We start from the raw sequence: 18,883 nt of genomic DNA, 5'->3' as shown, positions 1-18,883 counted from the left end.
CCCCGTTAAAAGTTGGGAGCTATTTTAGCATCCCGTTGACAGGTGGTACCGGCCTACTTCATCCCATCTGTGGTGAATTAACATCGCTTTTACAGCATAAAAAAACCGCCATACGGCGGTTGGATCCCCTTGAGATCTGAGATCTGAGATCTAAAATGCTAGGCTCCCGTCCCCTTCCGCAGCTCGATGAGCACCATTTTCGCGATGGCCTTTAAGGTCTCAAACACCCCAACCCCCTCTGGAGCCACAGCCTCGAAAGCGGGAACGTTGCGGAGGTTGAGGGCTTTCTGCAGCTCCTCCATGGAGACCACGTTGGGCAGGTCTCTCTTGTTGTACTGGATGACCAGGGGGATCGTGTCCAGATCATATCCCTGATCCGCCAGGTTCTGGCGCAGGTTTTCGAAACTCTCTGAGTTAGCCTCCATCCGCTCAACCTGGCTGTCTGCCACGAAAACAACGCCGTCCACACCCTTGAGGATCAATTTCCTGGAGGCATCGTAAAAGACCTGACCGGGAACGGTATAGAGATGGAACCTGGTTTTGAACCCTCTGATATCGCCCAGGGACAGGGGCAGGAAATCGAAGAACAGCGTACGGTCAGTCTCGGTGGCCAGACTGATCATCTTGCCCCGAGCCTGAGGATTGGTCTTCTTGTAGATGAACTGGAGGTTGGTCGTCTTGCCACAAAGACCGGGCCCATAATAGACGATCTTACAGTTGATCTCCCTTGAGGAGTAGTTGATGAAGGACATTCCCCGGCTATCTCCTGTCAGCTGAAGAGGTTTTCGATATCGTCATCGGTGATCTCTGCGAAAGGCGAATCCACACCCAGTCCGGAAGTATCTGTGCCGGCCTTCTTGTCGATCTCGGCGAAGTGCTTTTCCAGTTCCTCTCCCGATTTTTTCACTCTTAGCCGCACAAGGCCAAGGGAGCTTTTCTCATCGAAGATGACCACCAGGATCACCCTGTGCCCAATAATCGAAATGTGGATATTGTCCTTCTCACCCTCATGAAAGAGGATGGAAAACTCCTTCTCACCGATAAGCTTGGCCAACCCGCCTGTTGCGGCGATATTACCAGCCGTCAGGGATGCGAGAGAGGTCGTATCAATCCCCTCGGTATGCCCCGCACTTGTGATGAGCTGACCGTTTTTATCCACGAGAAAAACAACCTTGGCGTTGGCGCTGGACACAAGGCGACCGATCACTTCCGTGACAAGGTTAAACTCTTCCTCGTAGAGAACGAGATTCGGCAACACTTAGACCCTTTCGGTTATCAGGATATAGTTCGATGTGCAAAGCACATACGCAGACTGAATACTATCATATACCCGAAAAAACAGTGCTTTTCAAGGGTTTACACGTCCAGGACCTGGCAGATTTCAACAGTCCAGGCACTTTGTGTAAACCCTTTTCAACCCTGTCCATTCGGAGGTTCACGGTGTCTCCATTCAGGAATCCAGGGTGCTTTTAAAAGGGGGCCTAAAGTACCAGGCGGCCGTCTATGGCAAGCCCCAGGGTAATGGAGTCGGCCTGCTCCAGGCTGCCGCCTATCGGGATACCCCGGGCGATCCTGGAAACCTTCACGTCCATGGAACCCAGAGCCGTCACCAGGTAGGAAGCTGTGGCTTCACCCTCAACATCCAGGTTCGTAGCTACGATGACTTCCGTCACCTTCTCATCCCTGACCCTTTCGAGCAGCTGATTCACCTTCAGGTCCTCCGGACCAATACCCCGCATGGGGGAAAGGACTCCCATCAGAACATGGTAACGGCCTTTGAACTGACCGGTCCCTTCGATGGCCAGAAGGTCCCTGGGGGACTGAACCACGCACAAAAGGCCGCCAGAACGGCTCGGATCCATGCAAACATCGCAAACCTCATCCTCAGTCAAGTTGAAGCAGCGGTCGCAGTGCCTGATGGTTTCCTTCATCTTCACAAGAGCACTGGCCAGAGCCCGGGCCCTCTCGTTGGAAGCGCCCAGCAGGTGAAAGGCCAGGCGTTGGGCGTTCTTTTCCCCTATACCGGGAAGTCTCTTGAGTTCCTCGATGAGGAGTTTTATGGAGGAAGGGAAACGCACGATACCTAGCCGAAGATGTCAGGGACGGGCAAACCTCCCGTGATCTTGCCCATCTCTTCCTGCATCATATCCTTGCTCTTTCGGAGGGCCTCGTTCACAGCGGCCTGGACCAGATCCTGAAGCATCTCCTTTTCCTCAGGGTCGATAACCGAAGGGTCGATGTCGATGGATACGATTTCCTGAGCTCCCGTCGCCCGGACGGTAACCATTCCACCACCTGCCCCTGCTTCAACCTCCTTGGTTGCCAGTTCCTCCTGGAGACGGTCCATACTGGCCTTCATCTGCTGGGCCTTCTTCATGAGATCGCCCAAACCTTTCATAACCCCTCCTCTTTTGACTCCATGTCCTCGGGCTCTCTTGTCGACTTGCCCAGAACCTTTACCGATATGAGCTCCCCTTCGAAGACCTCCATGGCCTCCTTGACCATGGGATGCTCCCTGGTCTCTTTCTTTATTTTACGGGCAAGATCGGACTCTTTTTGCTGTCTTTTCTCCACAACGTTGTTGTTTCTGGCCCGTTCTTCCACTTCCATTTCCACGAACTTGACCCGTACTTCACGGTTGAAAAAATCCCGCAGCAGGACCTGCAGTTCTGATATCCTGTCCCGCTCCTGAAGAACCTCCAGGTATATTTCCTCCTTCCTGCCCCCGATGACCAGCTCCTCGCCAGCCAGATTCATCGGAATGAGATGCTCGAGCATGCTGCCCATACTGGGTGCCTTAACGGTGATGAACTCCACGAGCTGTTCCCAGGTCTCCTTGGGGGTCTCGATCCCCGCAAATGCCGGGGCTGTGGACACATCAAGGGGGGTCTGCGGCTCCGCCGGCAAAGCCGAGCTCTCTTCCGGGCTGACAGGGGGCGGGGAGGATATTCTCTTCCTTGTCGGCCTGTTGTAACTGCTGCCCTCATTGCCAGATGGGGTGTTACCCACAGGAACGATCTCCTCCGACCTGGCCATGTGCACCAGGGCCAGTTCCAGATGCAGCCGCTGCTGGGAAGAACGTCTCATGCGCTCCTGCCCCCGAGCCAGGATAGCGAACTGTATCCTCAATGCAGCCGGATCCGCCCTTTCCGCCAGGGATTTTAAAATCGCAAGCTCCCCCTCAGGCAGATCCACCAGATCTGTTGGGTCTGCTACCTCCAGCAGGATCATCGCAGAACGTACGATCTCCAGAAGATCCAGGGCGATCCTCACAGGGTCGGCGCCGTTATCTATCATTTCCCCCAGCATTCTCAGGGCCGTTCCGGGATCCGAATCAACACAAGCCGAAAGGATCTGCATGAGTTTGTCCCGATCCAGGCTGCCGAGGACCATGTTCACATCCTCGTCGGCCACCCGGTCACCAGCGTAGGACAGGACCTGGTCCAGAAGGCTCTGGGAATCTCTGAGACTGCCTTCGGCTGCGATAGCAATACGCCGTAGACTGTCGTGGGAGATCTCTACGCCTTCCTTTTCACATATGCTCGCCAGGTGTCCGGCTATGTCCGCCGATGAGATCCTCCTGAAGTCGTACCTCTGGCAGCGGGATTGAATCGTGACCGGGACCTTGTAAGGTTCGGTCGTAGCGAGGATGAAGATCACGCGGGGCGGGGGTTCTTCCAGTGTCTTGAGCAGAGCGTTGAAAGCATTTTTCGAGAGCATGTGGACTTCGTCAATGATGTACACCTTGTACTTGCCCTCTGCAGCAGCATACATCACCGATTCGCGCAGTTCGCGGATATCGTCCACACCAGTGTGTGAGGCAGCATCCATCTCAACAACATCCAGGCTGCGCCCCTCATCCACATCAAGGCACGACTCGCACTGGCCGCACGGTTCGTCTGTGTGCTGTTCATCTGTGCAGTTGAGGGTCTTTGCGAGGATCCTGGCCACAGAGGTTTTTCCCACACCACGCAGACCTGAAAAGAGAAAAGCGTGTCCCAGGCGCCCGGAACCAAAAGCGTTGCGAAGAGTCCGGGTCACATGCTCCTGCCCTACAACCTCGGAAAAGGCTGCCGGACGGTATTTACGGGCCAGGACAAGGTAAGCCATTAGGATGTGCCTCTGGTGGATATGTGATCCCGCGCAAAAAGGGGCGGGACCGGATCAATAGGGTGGGACAAAAGCCAGGCCGGCTGAAGCACCCGCCGGATATCCCTACCGTTGCTTCCTTCCGGACCTGGCGGAGTTCGGGAACCGACGTCGCTCAGGGCCTGGCCTTCAATCCCATAAAACTGCAGCCGGGCCAACAGCCCCGGCCGCGTATCGATCAGTTCAGTGCCGGTAAAAGAGACAGAGCTGTCTGCACAAGGCCTGGCTCATCCGCCATTTCTTTCCATCCATCTTATATTTTGACAAGCGGCTTTTCACAAGGAGTGGCACTGTACTGCCCTTCGACGCGCCACATGGACAACCTGTTCCTTGCTCAGGGCTGCTCGCCGCTGCTCGCGTCCTGCGCCTATCAATTCATGGCCTGCCACGAGTCCCTCGACAGGCTCGGGACAGGCATTGCGCGTCGAATGGCGGAGAGAGAGGGATTCGAACCCTCGGTACACCTTGTGGGCATACACGCGCTTTCCAAGCGCGCTCCTTCAACCGCTCGGACATCTCTCCTGTTGGTATAGCGCCAAAATCCGCGCTGGATTTTGGCTCAACGGGAACCGAAAAACGCGGTTTTCGGTTCCCTCACGGATCGAACGCACAGCCTCTGGCACTCGATCCGGGCGCCTCTCTCAGGCGCATTTACAACTAATAATCTGGCGCGCCCAGCACGATTCGAACGTGCGACCTTCGGACCCGCAATCCGACGCTCTATCCAGCTGAGCTATGGGCGCCTACCGTCATACAACCTGCTACTCGTTAGCGACGTAATCCTTCAGTGTAATGGCGAATCTCGGATGATCGAAGGGGTGCGTCGCCGGGTATAGTGAGAACAACCAGCGATTGAAGAGCTCGGCGCCGGCTTCATCCGTTATTTTGATCTTTGCGGCAGGGTTGTTGAGATCAGGCGATGATGAGGTGAACACTTCGCCGGCCATCTGGAAGCTGGGAAGGAACGCCTCTACGAAAATCTTTAATCCGGTGCTGCCGAGGGGAGCAGTCTCACCAATATTCATGGTGTAGTCTGAACGCTCGCTGGTATCCTTGTCGGTAACCTCGAGAACCACCGCTTTCCACTTGGCAGCTATCTCCTCGGGAACCATGATCTTGGAGGGCACGGCCGGCATGGGAACCTCACCCGATGTTTCTTCCGGCATATCAAGTGGAATTTCCTCGGTTTTTTTCTGGCACCCTATGGCAACTGCAAGCGCCAGGACCAGGATGACCATCAGAACAAGTGACTTTCTTACATTGTGAAGCATTATTTCCTCCGTTCTACATGCGCGATATATACCGCTTCAAGCGGCTAGATATCTCCACATTAGTGGACTTGCTGAAACTTCGGCTCTTTCTCAATAAAGGTACTGTTCTTTTACTTATAATTTCAAAGGTTGTTACATATTTTCTTTACTGCAATCTCTTTTGCTATGTGGATTTCGAGTGGCGGAGAGAGAGGGATTCGAACCCCCGGTCCGCGATGCGAACAATAGCTTTCGAGGCTACCGCCTTCAACCGCTCGGCCATCTCTCCCCATAATTTTTTCAAGAAAAAATTGTGTCTAATATTGTCAGCATTTATTTTCTCCAGCGGGGAAAATAAATGGCGGAGAGAGAGGGATTCGAACCCTCGATACGCCTTTTGGGCATATACTCGCTTAGCAGGCGAGCGCCTTCAGCCGACTCGGCCATCTCTCCAGCAAAACAGTGTAAAGTGCAGGGTGCAGAGTGCAGAGTTGGACGTTTCTCTGTTAAAACTGCAGCCGAACCTCTACTTCAAGGAACAAGAGTTACAAATTAGCCATACTTGTCTGAAACGTCAAGAGGCAAGGCAGCCTCACGGCTGCCTTGATCCAATGCCCAAGGACCAAAGGCCAAAGAAAGGGAACCGATCATCTCCATTTTCACTGGAATTATCCACTTTGGGCATTGGGCTTTGGTCTTTGGTCTCCCGCCATTTCTTTCAATCCAGTGTTGGTTCTGGGACGGTCATCCAAAGCCCCTCGGCGCGCCATCCGGGCAAATTGTGACTTGCTTCCCTCGACAAGCTCGGGACAGGCGGGACGACTTGATCACGCCAGCGGCGTGACTCGTGTCATTCGGCTATCTAACTTTGGCCTGCCACGGTTGAACCTTGCCCCTTATACCAGGGAGCGGCCCGTCTTCGTTCAATGAACTTCGCCGCGGCAGCCTTCTCTTTCTGTCTTTAGTGGCGTGCCGAGCCGTAGCTTTCGACAGAAAGCGAAGGCTGGCGGAGGAGGAGGGATTCGAACCCCCGGTGAGTTACCCCACAACGGTTTTCAAGACCGCCGCCTTCGACCACTCGGCCACTCCTCCGCAATTTCTGAGTACCTCGATGGTCCTCAGAAATTGATTTGTGTCTGGGTTTCGGGGTATGGGTGTATCGGGGTTTTCACCGATACTCCGGTACGCCGATACTTCGTTACTTTATCACCCGGCAGGTTTAGTCGTTTCGGGTGATAATTTCAAGTCCCCCCATATACGGTCGCAGCACTTCCGGTACCACAATCGTCCCATCCGCCTGCTGGTAATTCTCCAGGATCGCCACAAGACATCTGCCCACGGCCAACCCGGACCCATTGATGGTGTGAACGAAACTGATGCCTTTTCCCTCGGTGGGCCTGAAGCGGATCTGTGCACGCCTGGCCTGGAAGTCCTCGAAGTTACTGCACGAGGAGATCTCCCGGTAAGCCTCCTGGCCCGGCAGCCACACTTCGAGATCGTAAGTCTTGGCCGCGGAAAACCCCAGGTCACCGGTCGCGAGGTTCACAACGCGGTAGTGAAGCCCCAGCCTCCGGAGAACCTCCTCTGCGTTACGCGTGAGGGCTTCCAGTTCGTCGTAGGAATCCTCCGGACGGGTGAACTTTACGAGCTCCACCTTGTTGAACTGGTGAAGCCTGATGATGCCCCTGGTGTCTTTGCCATGGGAACCGGCTTCACGTCTGAAACATGGGCTATAAGCCGCATAGTAGATCGGCAGATCCGACTCATTGAGGATCTCTTCCCGGTGAATGTTTGTCACAGGGACCTCGGCCGTGGGGACTAGATAGTACTCTCCACCCTCAACACTGAAAAGATCATCCGCGAATTTAGGAAGTTGTCCGGTGGCCAACATGCTGGGAGGCTGCACCATGAAAGGTGTCAGGACCTCCCTGTAGCCATGCTCGCCGGTGTGCAGGTCCAGCATGAAGTTGATCAGCGCCCGTTCCAGCCGTGCTCCGGCTCCCGTGAGAAGGGAAAATCGGGCCCCCGCTATTTTCGCCGCCCGGGGGAGATCGATGATACCAAGCATCTCACCAAGGTCCCAGTGGGCAAGGGGCTCAAAATCCAGCATCGGCTTCTTACCCCACTCCCTTACAAGCTCATTGTCCTTCTCGTCCGTTCCCACCGGAACGCTTTCGTGAGGGATGTTAGGGAAGGTGAGCAGCAGGTTGTTCAGGTGCTGGATCACATCTTTTGCTTTGTCGTCGACAGCCTTTATTTCCTCGCCCAAAGACCTTACAGCTTCCTGGCGTTCACCGGTATCAAGGCCCTGCTTTTTCAGCTTCCCTATCTCTGCAGACTCGGAGTTGCGCCGGGCCTTCATCCCTTCCACCTCAAGGAGAAGGGAACGCCTCAGGTCATCGAGCTTCCGGAAAACAGCAAGGTTCACCTGATCGCCTCGCGTAGACAGGCGCTCAGTGACGAAATCCAGGTTTTCCCTTATGAACCGCATGTCGAGCATAAAGAACCTCGAAGAGTGAATAGGGAATAGCGAAGGTGGAATAAAGGCGCGCTTCCTATTTACTTTTTTATTCCCTGGTCTTTGGTCATTTATTCCTCTTTATTAAAAGAATCCGAATAGTGGATATGGTATAGGGAAGGCCGAATTAAAGCTATCTGTGCTTTCCTTCCATATTCCATATTCCCACTTCCACATTCTTGAAAAGCTTTCCTACATAGCACCATGAGCGAAAGGTTGTCAAACCCAAGGTCTCGTGCTAACTTCCCGCCATGCAACGGTTTTTTACTTTAATTATTCTGTGCTTTACCCTTCTGCCCACCTTATATCCGGAAACCGCCATCGCCGATGGTCAGACCCGGATCGCTTTTGTGGGAGACTTCCTTCCGGCGGGCAGCGCCGACCCGGTTATCGCCAGGCACGGGTATGGGCGCCTCTTCGATGGTGTACGACCCATCATATCTAATGTAGACGCCCTTATCCTCAACCTGGAAACCCCCCTGTCCGCCCGGGGAAAGGCTGTGAAAGGCAAAACCTACACCTTTCGGGGTTCCCCCAAAACAGCCGAAGCCATGATTCAGGAAAAGGTCAAGGCGGTGTGGCTGGCTAATAACCACATCCTGGATTTCGGAGTCGAGGCCCTTTACGACACCATGGAAAACCTGGATCGGGCCGGCATTGCCCACGCCGGAGCTGGGCGGAATGTGGGGCAAGCGGCAGCGCCGGCGGTTCTGGAGTTAGGGGGGCTCAAAGTATCCCTCCTCTCCTTTTCCAACACCTTCCCGGACAGGTACTGGGCTCGAAAAAACCGACCGGGAACCTTTTTCGGCGCCCCCGGCCCGGTGGGCAGAGCTGTGGACCGAACCATCCAGACCAACGGAAAGCCGGTGGTAGCTTCCTTTCACTGGGGCGCGGAGCTCATGACCGAGCCCAAGGAGTACCAGGTCAACCTGGCCCGCCTTGCCATTGAAAACGGCGCCGCCCTCGTGGTGGGTCACCATCCCCACATCCCCCAGCCCATTGAAGTGTATCGTGGTGTCCCCATCCTTTACAGCCTGGGCAACTTCTCCTTCGGCTCCTACAGCAGACGTTCCAGGGTCGGGCTCATGGCAGTGGCCCGGTTCGAAGAGGACGGCCGCTGCTCTCTCCTTGAGGTCTACCCTCTGCTTGTTGACAATTACGAGGTGAACTTCTCCCCCCAACCCATAACCGGGCTGGAAGGCCAGAGGATCTTCGATCCCCTGGTGAAGGGGATCGACCCGGGTGAGGCCTCGGCGCTGTGGGATGGGGAAAAGGGCGTGATCGTTCCGATCACACCGAGTGGGCGAGGGGGTGATGGGGAGAGTGGGGGTGAGAACTGAGCCAAGCCAGGACCAGCACGGCTATTAATGGAACACAGGGCACACAGAGGGCACCCATTAAGAGTGAGGGGATAAATTCCTGACTTTACCCTGTGTCACCCTGTGATGCGGCCCTCGGCCGACCGGCATGGAACGTTGAGACTGGATTTTATCCCCTTCATCCCTGTCCCGGGTTTTCTTGAAATTCGAGATCAGAGCGTCTTGCAGATTTCCAGATAGCGTTTTAAGGCGGGCTTGGAGACGAAGACCTCTTCGGGAGGCAGGGGGCCGTCGGGGGAGTTGGCGACCATTACGAACACAAGGGTATCTTTCGCCTCCCACGTCCCCACCAGTGCGGGGAGGTAGTAGCTGTGAAACTGTTCGTTGAAGGACTGGATCCGGCCCTGGTCAACCGTGTGGCTGGTCTTCGTGTCCTCATCCATATCTTTTGCCAGCGAGTTGAAGACCTCCTTGAAGTCCGTTGCGGCGGGCGGGCGGGGCCGGGTCCTTTTAACCATGAAGAGGGTGTAGTCCTTGGCCTTCTCTTCAAATGCTCCAAAATAGAGGGTCATGGAAGAGCAATTTTTCCACCCCTCATGCTTGAGAGTGTACTTCTGGACGACCGTCGGGTATACGTGAGAATATGTTAGCAGAATAAAAGAGCAGTAGCCAGAATTCAGAAGAAAAACATGGGTCCTGTAAAAGAGATAAAAGACATAACGCAGAGTTACGCAGGAGTGCCAGCCATGGCACGATCGCAGAGAACCGCAGTTTGACCTAAACTTGATAGAGTCGCAAAAAGTCCAATCCGGGACTTTTCGCTCCACGGAAAGGGAAAAGCGTCGTTTTCCCTTTCCTTATAAATCAATGACTTACGGAGTGAGTCATTGATTTGGGCGCCCCGCGCGGGGCGCATTGATGACTTTTTGCGAAGTCATCAAACTTGATTTTGGGAATTAACAGCGGCCCCCTGCGGCAACGCCTGTGAGACGGCGTTCCCGCCTGCCCTGAGCCTGCCGAAGGGCGGCCCTCTGCGTTCAGGCTTTCAGGTTTTCTAATCTGGGTTTTGAGCAGCTGAGGTCGTTTATGGGCGAAGATAAAGGCAAGCTCGTTCCCAACAACCGCGTTCCCGACGCAGCGGTGAACCCCATGTTCCTGGACCGGTGGTCACCCAGGGCCTTCGATCCCACCCCGATCCCGGAAGAGGACATCGCCACACTTTTCGAAGCCGCCCGATGGGCGCCATCGTGCTTTAACGACCAGCCGTGGATGTTCGTCTACGGGACCTCTGACCAGGAGAGGGAAACGTTTCTCGAGATCCTCGTGGAGAAAAATCAGCAGTGGGCCCGAAACGCCCCTGTCCTGGCCGTCCTCTTTGCCCGGCGCACCTTCGCTCACAACGGCCGGCCCAACCGGTGGGCGGGGCAGGACTGCGGGGCCGCCTGGGTGTCCCTGGCCTTTCAGGCCAGGATGCTGGGTCTTTACGCCCACGGCATGGCGGGGTTCAGCCAGCAAAGGGCCTACGAACTGCTCAACGTACCGGAAGATCAGTACGAAGCCATGGCCGCCATTGCCATCGGCGCTTACGGCAACCGGGACGCTCTGCCGCCCGAGGTGAAGGAGAATGAGCAACCAAACGACAGGAAACCGTTGGCTGAAGTTGTTGTGAAGGGAAAGTTCACATGGGAGAGGGTGAGCGGGGGGTAGATCTCGTACGTGCGTGGAGCGTGCGTGCGTATGTGCGGAAAACAAGGTATCGGGATGTCGGACTATCGAAGAAAAGCTGTTCCTGTCATTGCGATAAGCATCAGGTTTTCTTAGGGCGACGCGGCAATCCCGGTTATTATGAAAGCGGCAAAAGCCTTAACGCAGAGTAACGCAGGCGTGCCGGTTGAGGCACGATCGCAGGGTTACGCAGTTAAATCTGGAATCTTTCTATCATTGATTAACCGCGGCCCTTTGCCATTCGACAGGCTCATGGTCCTGAGCAAACGCAAGTGCGTCGAAGGACGATAACGCCTGAGAGTCGGCGTTCCTGTTCGTCCCGCCATAGCCTTGGCGACGGCGGACGGTCCTCTGCGTTAAAGCTTTCATGTTTGTCAAAGGGTGAGATTTGAAATCGATGGCTGAATTCACTCCAAATATCTTTATTACCAACCTCGCCGCCGTCTGCCGGGAGCATCTGCTCGCCGAAAAGTGGCTCCTGGCGCCCAACCTCCGGGTTGGCAACCAGTGGATCGACCAGGTCGCCCGCTCCGGGCAGCCGGCGGTGAACCTGCGTGTTTTGCCCTTTCGAAGCCTCGTGCTGGAGCTTTCCGGTGCGGAGGCAGGCAAGCTCCTGTCCGGGCGCGGCTGCGAGATCCTGGTGTCACGCGTCCTCCTGGATCTGCGTGAACGGGGTCCGCGCTACTTCACCACCATCGAACCCTACCCGTCCCTCATCAGGATCCTGGCAAGCTCTGTTGGTGATTTAAGGGCGGCGGGGATCTCGGGCAAGGACCTTCTGGACACGGATACACGGTCATCTCCCAAGATGGAGGAGCTGGCGGACCTGCTGGGAGGTTACGAAGCAGGGCTTACTGCCGGCGGGTTCGTGGACCACGGGGGACTGCTCACCGAGGTCACAAAGCACCTGCAGTCCGGGAAGATGTCCTGGCCCGAAGAAAGGCTGCTGCTCGTACCGGACAACCTGGAGCCGGGCAAACCGGAGGGCAAACTCCTGGACCTCCTTCCTGCCGTAACGATCAAAGGCCTCAAGCCTGAAAAACCTTCGAAGAACACAGCGCTCACCGATCTTGATCGCCTGGCCTGGATGGACCTGCCGGGCGAAGCTCCTCCTTCCACAGGGGACGGGACCCTGGAGATACTGGGTTGTGCGGGGGAGGTCAACGAAATTCGCCTCGCCCTGCGCCGCTGCCTGAGCAAGGGACTGCGCCTTGATACCGTGGAGGTCCTGTACACCGATCGCACCACTTACCTTCCCCTCCTCTTCGAGGTCCTCTCGCGGCATTTCGGCATCGAGACAGGGGACCTCGACAGCCTTCCGGCAACCTTCTCCGAGGGCATCCCGGTGTGCTATTCCCGGCCCGGCCGGGCCTTTGGCGCCTGGGCTCTCTGGGCCATGGAAGGATACCCGGTCCATGGGCTCGCCGGGATGATCCGGGAGGGGCTCCTCTCTTTAGACGGCGTCAGCACCCAGGACGTCCGGGCGAAAGCTGCCGACCTCCTCACCGGGCTGACGGCAGGACCGGAAACCGGGGGGACCCTGGAAGCGCTGAAAAATGCTATTGTCTTAAGGGAAGAGCGCTTTAGAGATCGTCTGCCGGATATCGGGGCCCGCTACGACGAGAACGGTGAAGAGCGATCCGGGCGCCTGAAGGACGGCTCGGTCCTGCCGGCCCTGGCCAAGCTTATCGAGATCCTTCAAGGGTGCACACCGGGCCCGGAAGATGCGCTGCCGGCCGTCCTCGACGCCGCCCTTGCTTTTCTTGGCAAAGCGGTCAGGACAGCCGGGGAGCTCGATGAATATGCGAAGACCGCCCTGGTCCAGGACGTTGGCGACGCCCGCCGCCTCATCGAGGAGCTTGGCCACACACCCGGCGGTGTACCTTTCGGGTGGATCACATCCCTCATTGCCCAGGTGCGCGTAGCCGGAAGCGGACCGCGGCCCGGGCGGATCCACGCGGCGCCCCTATCCGATGGCGGCCACTCCGGGCGCCCCCACATTATCGTTGTGGGCCTCGACGACAGCCGTTTCCCCGGTTCGGACCGGCAGGAGCCGGTGCTGCTCGACAGGGAGAGGGAGGGTCTGTCGGAACTTTTGCGTCTTTCCGGCGAGGACCTCAGCCGCCGGGAAGGGCTCCTGGCTCAGCTGGCCGCCCGGGTCACGGGCATATTGACCCTGACCTGCAGCCTCAGGGATCTGCTGGACGACCGCGAGACCTGGCCCGCCGCGCCCCTGGTCAAGGCGTTCCGGATACTGAAAGATCCCCTGGCCGACCAGGAGGACCTCCTGGCGCACCTGTCGCCCCCGGCCGGCTTTATCGATCCTGCAAACCCCGTCACCCTGGATGCAGCCGAGTGGTGGACCGAAAGGTTCACCGCACCCGAAAGCATTCCTGACGCCATGGGCGCTTTTACCGGCCGTTTTCCCCATATGGTGGGGGGCCTGGCGGCAGCCAGCGGCAGGCGCAGTGGGGCACTCACCCCGTGGGACGGCCTCGTGGGCTCTCTGCCCCCCGAACTTGATATCCTCTCATCAAGCGGCCCGCCCGCCTCCGCCAACCGCCTGCAGGCCCTGGGATCGTGTCCCCTTCGCTACTTTTTTCGCTACATCCTGGACATCGAGAAGGTGGACGAGGAACCTCCCCAGCCGGGGCAGTGGCTCACCCCGTCCGATCGGGGAAGCGTTCTCCACGACCTTTTCCACATCTACATCGCCCGTCTCATAAAGAACAGGTTGACGCCTGACTTTGAGCGTGACCACGGCGAGCTCGAGGAAATACTGGACGGCCTTTTAAGCGAGCATGAGAAGACCGCACCGCCCCCATCGAACCACGTCCGGGATCACGAGCGGGCGCAAATGGCCGAATCGGCCCGTATTTTCTTAAGGGAGGAAGATCTCTTCACCGCGGAGCATGAACCCCTTTACGCCGAGGCGTCCATCGGGCTCCCCTCCACGGACCTGCCCACCGAACTCGACCACCCCGAGCCGGTTGCGGTGGCCCTGGATGCCCACAGGCGCATCAGGGTCCGGGGCCGCATCGACCGCATCGACCGGCGCCGGAGCGACGGCAGGTTCGTCATCACCGACTACAAGTCGGGAGGCAGCGGGTGGTACACGGACAAGGACCGTTTTCATGAGGGCCGGCTGGTCCAGCACCTCCTTTACATCCTCATGGTCGAAGCCCGCCTCAAGGAGACCCTGGCCCTGGCCCCGCAGGTGGCGGCGTTCCGCTTCCTGTTCCCCACATCCGCTGCCCAGGGTGAAGCTGTCCTCCTGGCCCGCGACGAGCTGACAGACAGGATGGATGTGCTGCACAGCCTGTGCGACCTGGCCGGGTCGGGGTGTTTTACACCAACGGACCATTCCAACGACTGCCGATGGTGCGACTACACTCTCATCTGCGGCGATACCGTTTTTCAGGCAAAAGGTATCGCCCGTAAACTGGATGGGGACGACGAAAGGCTCGATCCCCTGAGGAAACTTCGTGGGTACATCTAAGGATAACGCCCGCCGGCTGCCGGACGCCATGCAGCGCGCCAATATCGAGGAGAGCCTCGACACGAACTTCCTTGTGGAAGCCGCGGCGGGCACCGGCAAGACCACGAGCATGGTCAGGCGCATGGCCGCCCTCATCGGCTCCGGGAAGGCAAAGGCGGCCAACATCGCCGCGGTCACCTTTACGCGCAAGGCCGCCTCGGAGCTCAAGAGCCGCTTTGTGCTTCAGCTGGAATCCGCCCTTGCCGAGGCCACCGAAGCCGGGGACATGCAGCGGGCCGGCCTGCTTGCGGCAGGTATCGAAGAATCAGGCAGGTGCTTTGTGGGCACCATCCACTCCTTCTGCGCGCGGCTCCTTCGTGAACGGCCGGTGGAAGCCGGCATCGATCCCGAGTTTGCCGAGATGGACGAGGTCCAGGACGCGCGGCTGCGCCGCCTGGCCTTTGACGAACACATGTCCGGGTCCCTTACCGCCGCCGACCAGGAGCACATTCTTAAATCCGGCCTTGCCCCCGGAGAGCTTTTCGGGTTTTTCGAAACCGTTTCCGGCCATCCGGATGTTAAGAGGTGGCCCGCGCCCGATCCGGAGCCGCCGGACCTGACCCGCGCCTTTGCCGCGCTGACAGATTACCTCAGGCACATCGACACTCTCTTTGAACATCTGCCGGAAGATCACGGCTCCGACACCCTCATCCCCGCCATGGGCCGCCTTCGCCGCATGGTGCGCAACGCAGGCGATCTGGCAGCCCCCCTGACCATGTTTCATGTTTTTAAAGTCTTTGACCGCAAGGTCACTCCCCGTCACAAGTTCTACCCGGAAGGCAAGGAGCAGGCGCTAGCCGAGGCCGCGCGCTGGGTGGAGTTTAGTGCCAGCTGGGCCCTGCCCGCGGTGAAAAGGTTCATGGAGTACCGCTACGCCGTGGCTGTTCATACCGTGCTGCCGGCCATCGTAAGCTACCGGCGCATGCGGCACCTGGAAGGGGCTCTAAACTACGAGGACCTTTTGCTTCGCGCCGCGATGCTCCTCAGGGACAACCCGGAAGTCCGCCGGTTTTTCCAGAGCAGGTACCAGCGCCTGCTCGTTGATGAGTTCCAGGACACAGACCCGGTGCAGGCCGAGGTCATGCTGCTGCTCACATCCACCGACCTTCAAGAGAAAGACTGGAAACGGTGCACCCCCGGGCCGGGCTCCCTTTTCGTGGTGGGCGACCCCAAGCAGTCCATCTACCGCTTCCGTCGCGCCGATATCATGATCTACAACGAGGTAAGGCGCATCATTACCGGTGGCGGCAAAGGCGAGAAGCTCGAGCTGTCGGCCAACTTCCGTTCCCGGCCGGAGCTTCTCGATTGGGTCAACCGGGTGTTCGCCCTACGCTTCCCCATTACTGAGACCGATGAAGCTCCGCGCTACGTTGAACTTCGATCCGGAAGGGATTTTGCGGTAGCCCCCGACCTGCACGGCATCCGGACCTTGCCCATACCGGCGACCTGTACCAACAAACAGCTCATCATGGAATACGAGACCCAAAGGATCGCCAGGACCATCAGGGACCTCGTGGATACGGGCGCCACCGTTACGGGCAAGGACGGCCACCCGCGGCCGTGCGCCTTCGGGGATTTCATGGTGGTGACCATGAAAAGGGAGCACCTCTCCCCGTTTTCCAGCGCCCTCGACCGGTTCAGCATACCCCACCAGATCACGGGGGGTTCGGCATTGGGAGCAGTAGTCCAGCTTAACGAACTGTACCTGGTGGTGCGCGCGGCCGCGAGGCCCCACGATCCGGTGGCCATGGTCGCGGTCTTAAGGAGCAACCTTTTCGGGGTGGCCGACGCCGACCTTTTAGACTACCGCCTTGCCGGGGGAGAGTTTCGCTGGGACCGCCCGGTGCCAAGGGACTTGAGCCGAAGACAGATCGACCTGCTCACCGATGTGTGCGAGCGCCTGCGCCGCTACGCCTTCTGGCTGTCCTCTTTAGCTCCGGTCCCGGCGCTGGAACGCATCACGGAGGACCTGGGGCTCACGGGCATGGCGGCCGCCTTTGATGACGGCGACCTCAGGGCCGGGAGCCTTTACAAGGCCATGGAGATCCTCCGCGGAGCCTGGGCCCAGAGGTCCACTCTGGACCACGTCATCGAGACCCTCCATCGCCTCGTCACCGGGGAGGAGGAGCACGACGGTATCGCCGCGCGCCCCGAACCGGCGTCTTTTGTAAGAGTCATGAACCTGCACAAGGTCAAGGGGCTCGAAGCCCCGGTGGTGTTCCTTGCCACGCCGGCGGGAACCTGGAACACGGCGCCTTCCCTGCACATTGTCCGCACCGGAGACCCTGATGGCGGTGAAGTTGTGGGCTACACCGAGGTGGTCGGTCCCGACCTTGGCTGGGGCCGCCCTGCGCCTGTGGCCCTGGCACCCGGCTGGAGCGAGACCTGGGCACCGCGGGAAACAGCTTTCCTGGAAGCGGAGCTGACGCGCCTTCTTTATGTGGCGGCCACCCGCGCGGGCAGTATGCTGGTCGTTTCCCACATGGAGGGCATGGGCGGCTCACATCCGTGGACCGCGTTTAACGATTACCTGGCCGATGCCCTGCCCCTTGACGACCCGGAAGACCTCGAGCCGCCGGCCCTGTTGGAAGCGGCCCTGGGACCGGACGACGACGGGGACCCGTCCGTGTACACCGGAAAGTGGACCGTGCTGAAAGCAAAAACATGGGACAAGGAGTTCCCGTCGCGGCTCGCTGCCCGGACTTCCGGAGTCCAGGGGACGCCGTCAGGGGAGCATGGCACCGAGTGGGGCACCGTCATCCACAAGCTCCTGGAGGCGGCAGGGGATAAGGCCACCGCCGACGATCCAGGCACCTTGAAGAACCTCGCTGTGAGCTTCCTGCTGGACGCCGAGCTTTCGGCAGATCACGCAGATGAGGCCGTGAGGACCATCCAGTCCGTAACAGCTTCGGATATCTGGGCGAAAGCCGGGAGTGCGAAACAGGTGCTGCGTGAAGTCCCTTACACTCGGCTGAAAAAGGATAAGCCCCGTGGTCCTGTGCTGGAGTCTGGCGTCATGGACCTGGTGTTTGAGGAGGAGGACGGCTGGGTCATCGTGGACTACAAGACGGGAGCGAAGGACCTGGAGAAATACCGGCCCCAGCTGGAAGCGTATAAGGAAGCGTGGGAGAGTTTCGGGATAGGGAGAGTTAAGGAAACGGGGATCTATTTCGTGGATCACGAGGAGTATCTGATCCTATGAGCATGCAGTTGAAATCCTTAACTCCCAACCCGCCTGCCGCGGCGAGGCAAACCTTGGGGGCAAACCTTGGGGTCGTGTCCCACTTTCTTACTTTTTTCTCATATCCCCGAGGAGGCGGGACAGGTAGTTAGGGTTTAATTTCAGATGTTCACCGATTTCCTTTAAAGGATACTGGTATTCCTCAAATGCCGCCTTGATCCTGTTGTTTCTTTTCTTCCTTGATCCCATAACCTTATCATTGAACAATTCATTGAGTGCAGGCCTTCCGGCCATCTTTTGTCCTCTGGGAAGACTTTGTAAAGTGTCAGGGTCCCTTACTTTCAACATGGTTTCCCTTATGAACGAATCGGATCCGATGAAGATCTGATTTTTTGCTTCTTTAAGAGGAGATTCCATCCCTATCCCTGCCAGGACAAACTCTTCGTACATATTATGAGCTTTTTTACGTGAAGAACTGAAATGCCCCAAGAGAAAATCAGTTTCCAGGTACGCAGGAGGTTTCTCCAGACCGCGAGTCGCTCTGAAACTGCTGTATGGCCCATCTGAAGGATGCTGGACTATCTTTGCTTCCACAGGGTTATTGACGATGTACCGGGAGTTATCGAGAAACTTTTCCTCTTTTTCCACCAGCCATGCTTTGTAACGATCCTGGAAAACGGTTCCTGTGCGCTGATACTTCCAGTTATAGAACTGACTGTACAGCTGGTTGAGGATCTTCATTCCCCTTGACAGGTTTGGATCAGGAGTTTCGATCAAGAGATAATGATTTCCCATCAGGCAATAGGCGTGACATGTCCAGTTGAACTGTTTGATGACACGCTCCTGGAAGACGAGAAACTTCATCCAATCCTTTTCGCTGTGAAAGATCGTCATCCTGCCAACGCCCCTGTTTATGATATGGTAAAGGGCACCTTCAAATTCAATACGCAGAGATCTTGCCATCCTTGCACCTCCATTTTCTAAATGATGATGAAGGAGCAAGAATGAGGCCAACAAATTAATTGGGAAAACCACTCAAAAAGCAAGAAAGTGGGACACGACCGTATGCAGTAACGGCCATTTATCTGGCGGGTTCAAGTCCCGTCCGAGGAGTTATCCGTTCACCTCGGTAGCTGGCGGGAGCGGCGTCTGGGTAACCAGGGGTCGTAAGTTCCCTCCCGGCAAAGCCGCAGGCCGCAACGC

General features: G+C 57.5%; 13 protein-coding genes, 5 tRNA genes and 1 other RNA gene. 4 read left to right on the top strand and 15 right to left on the bottom strand.

Features of this window, described 5'->3' with window-relative positions; genetic code table 11:
* Nucleotides 1-158: 158 nt before the first annotated feature.
* The 13 genes from P1S59_12890 to serS form a co-directional block, all read right to left on the bottom strand.
* The gene (locus P1S59_12890) at nucleotides 159-752 is read right to left on the bottom strand and encodes an ADP-ribosylation factor-like protein (GenBank protein ID MDF1527137.1); all 594 of its coding nucleotides are present in this window, start codon (nucleotides 750-752) and stop codon (nucleotides 159-161) included.
* A 17-nt stretch (nucleotides 753-769) separates the two neighbouring features.
* A complete protein-coding gene (locus tag P1S59_12885; GenBank protein ID MDF1527136.1) occupies nucleotides 770-1,258 on the bottom strand; it encodes a roadblock/LC7 domain-containing protein in 489 nt (162 codons plus the stop codon).
* A gap of 223 nt (nucleotides 1,259-1,481) precedes the next feature.
* Nucleotides 1,482-2,081: a recombination mediator RecR gene (gene recR, locus P1S59_12880; protein MDF1527135.1), complete on the bottom strand. Its 600-nt coding sequence runs from the start codon at nucleotides 2,079-2,081 to the stop codon at nucleotides 1,482-1,484.
* A 2-nt stretch (nucleotides 2,082-2,083) separates the two neighbouring features.
* A complete protein-coding gene (locus tag P1S59_12875; protein MDF1527134.1) occupies nucleotides 2,084-2,398 on the bottom strand; it encodes a YbaB/EbfC family nucleoid-associated protein in 315 nt (104 codons plus the stop codon).
* The gene (gene dnaX / locus P1S59_12870; GenBank protein ID MDF1527133.1) at nucleotides 2,395-4,110 is read right to left on the bottom strand and encodes a DNA polymerase III subunit gamma/tau; all 1,716 of its coding nucleotides are present in this window, start codon (nucleotides 4,108-4,110) and stop codon (nucleotides 2,395-2,397) included. Before dnaX ends, P1S59_12875 begins: the two co-directional genes overlap by 4 nt.
* A 69-nt stretch (nucleotides 4,111-4,179) precedes the next feature.
* An RNA gene (ffs, locus tag P1S59_12865) (signal recognition particle sRNA small type) lies at nucleotides 4,180-4,277 on the bottom strand.
* A gap of 301 nt (nucleotides 4,278-4,578) precedes the next feature.
* Nucleotides 4,579-4,671, bottom strand: a tRNA-Ser gene (locus tag P1S59_12860).
* Between the two features lie 144 nt (nucleotides 4,672-4,815).
* Nucleotides 4,816-4,892 (bottom strand) — tRNA-Arg (locus P1S59_12855).
* Nucleotides 4,893-4,910: 18 nt separating this feature from the next.
* Nucleotides 4,911-5,420, bottom strand: a complete 510-nt coding sequence (locus P1S59_12850) for a DUF2155 domain-containing protein (protein MDF1527132.1) — start codon at nucleotides 5,418-5,420, stop codon at nucleotides 4,911-4,913.
* A 179-nt stretch (nucleotides 5,421-5,599) separates the two neighbouring features.
* A tRNA-Ser gene (locus P1S59_12845) sits at nucleotides 5,600-5,688 on the bottom strand.
* A 70-nt stretch (nucleotides 5,689-5,758) separates the two neighbouring features.
* Nucleotides 5,759-5,852 (bottom strand) — tRNA-Ser (locus P1S59_12840).
* A gap of 551 nt (nucleotides 5,853-6,403) precedes the next feature.
* Nucleotides 6,404-6,491, bottom strand: a tRNA-Ser gene (locus tag P1S59_12835).
* 127 nt (nucleotides 6,492-6,618) lie between these two features.
* Entirely contained in the window at nucleotides 6,619-7,899 is a 1,281-nt protein-coding gene (gene serS, locus P1S59_12830) for a serine--tRNA ligase (GenBank protein ID MDF1527131.1), read from the bottom strand.
* Nucleotides 7,900-8,168: 269 nt separating this feature from the next.
* Here serS and P1S59_12825 point away from each other — a divergent pair, with 269 nt between their 5' ends.
* On the top strand, nucleotides 8,169-9,257 hold the full coding sequence (locus tag P1S59_12825; GenBank protein MDF1527130.1) for a CapA family protein: 1,089 nt from the start codon (nucleotides 8,169-8,171) through the stop codon (nucleotides 9,255-9,257).
* Between the two features lie 191 nt (nucleotides 9,258-9,448).
* On the opposite strand, the gene P1S59_12820 is transcribed toward P1S59_12825, so the two are convergent.
* Nucleotides 9,449-9,808 (bottom strand): hypothetical protein, encoded by a 360-nt coding sequence (locus P1S59_12820; GenBank protein MDF1527129.1) that lies wholly within the window; start codon nucleotides 9,806-9,808, stop codon nucleotides 9,449-9,451.
* A 514-nt stretch (nucleotides 9,809-10,322) separates the two neighbouring features.
* Between P1S59_12820 and P1S59_12815 the strand changes: the two genes are divergently transcribed.
* The 3 genes from P1S59_12815 to P1S59_12805 all read left to right on the top strand — a co-directional run bounded on the left by P1S59_12815 (nucleotide 10,323) and on the right by P1S59_12805 (nucleotide 17,701).
* Nucleotides 10,323-10,943, top strand: a complete 621-nt coding sequence (locus P1S59_12815) for a nitroreductase family protein (protein ID MDF1527128.1) — start codon at nucleotides 10,323-10,325, stop codon at nucleotides 10,941-10,943.
* A gap of 415 nt (nucleotides 10,944-11,358) precedes the next feature.
* On the top strand, nucleotides 11,359-14,460 hold the full coding sequence (locus tag P1S59_12810) for a PD-(D/E)XK nuclease family protein (protein MDF1527127.1): 3,102 nt from the start codon (nucleotides 11,359-11,361) through the stop codon (nucleotides 14,458-14,460).
* Nucleotides 14,447-17,701 carry a UvrD-helicase domain-containing protein gene (locus tag P1S59_12805; GenBank protein MDF1527126.1) on the top strand — a complete coding sequence of 1,085 codons (3,255 nt, stop codon included), beginning with the start codon at nucleotides 14,447-14,449 and terminating at the stop codon, nucleotides 17,699-17,701. Before P1S59_12810 ends, P1S59_12805 begins: the two co-directional genes overlap by 14 nt.
* Before the next feature lie 87 nt (nucleotides 17,702-17,788).
* Here P1S59_12805 and P1S59_12800 read toward each other — a convergent pair whose 3' ends face one another.
* A complete protein-coding gene (locus P1S59_12800) occupies nucleotides 17,789-18,643 on the bottom strand; it encodes a transposase (protein ID MDF1527125.1) in 855 nt (284 codons plus the stop codon).
* Between the last annotated feature and the right edge of the window lie 240 nt (nucleotides 18,644-18,883).

The sequence above is a fragment of the bacterium genome, from assembly GCA_029210965.1.
Taxonomy (GTDB): Bacteria; BMS3Abin14; BMS3Abin14; order BMS3Abin14; family BMS3Abin14; genus JALHUC01.
This window is presented reverse-complemented; position numbering and strand designations above follow the sequence as displayed.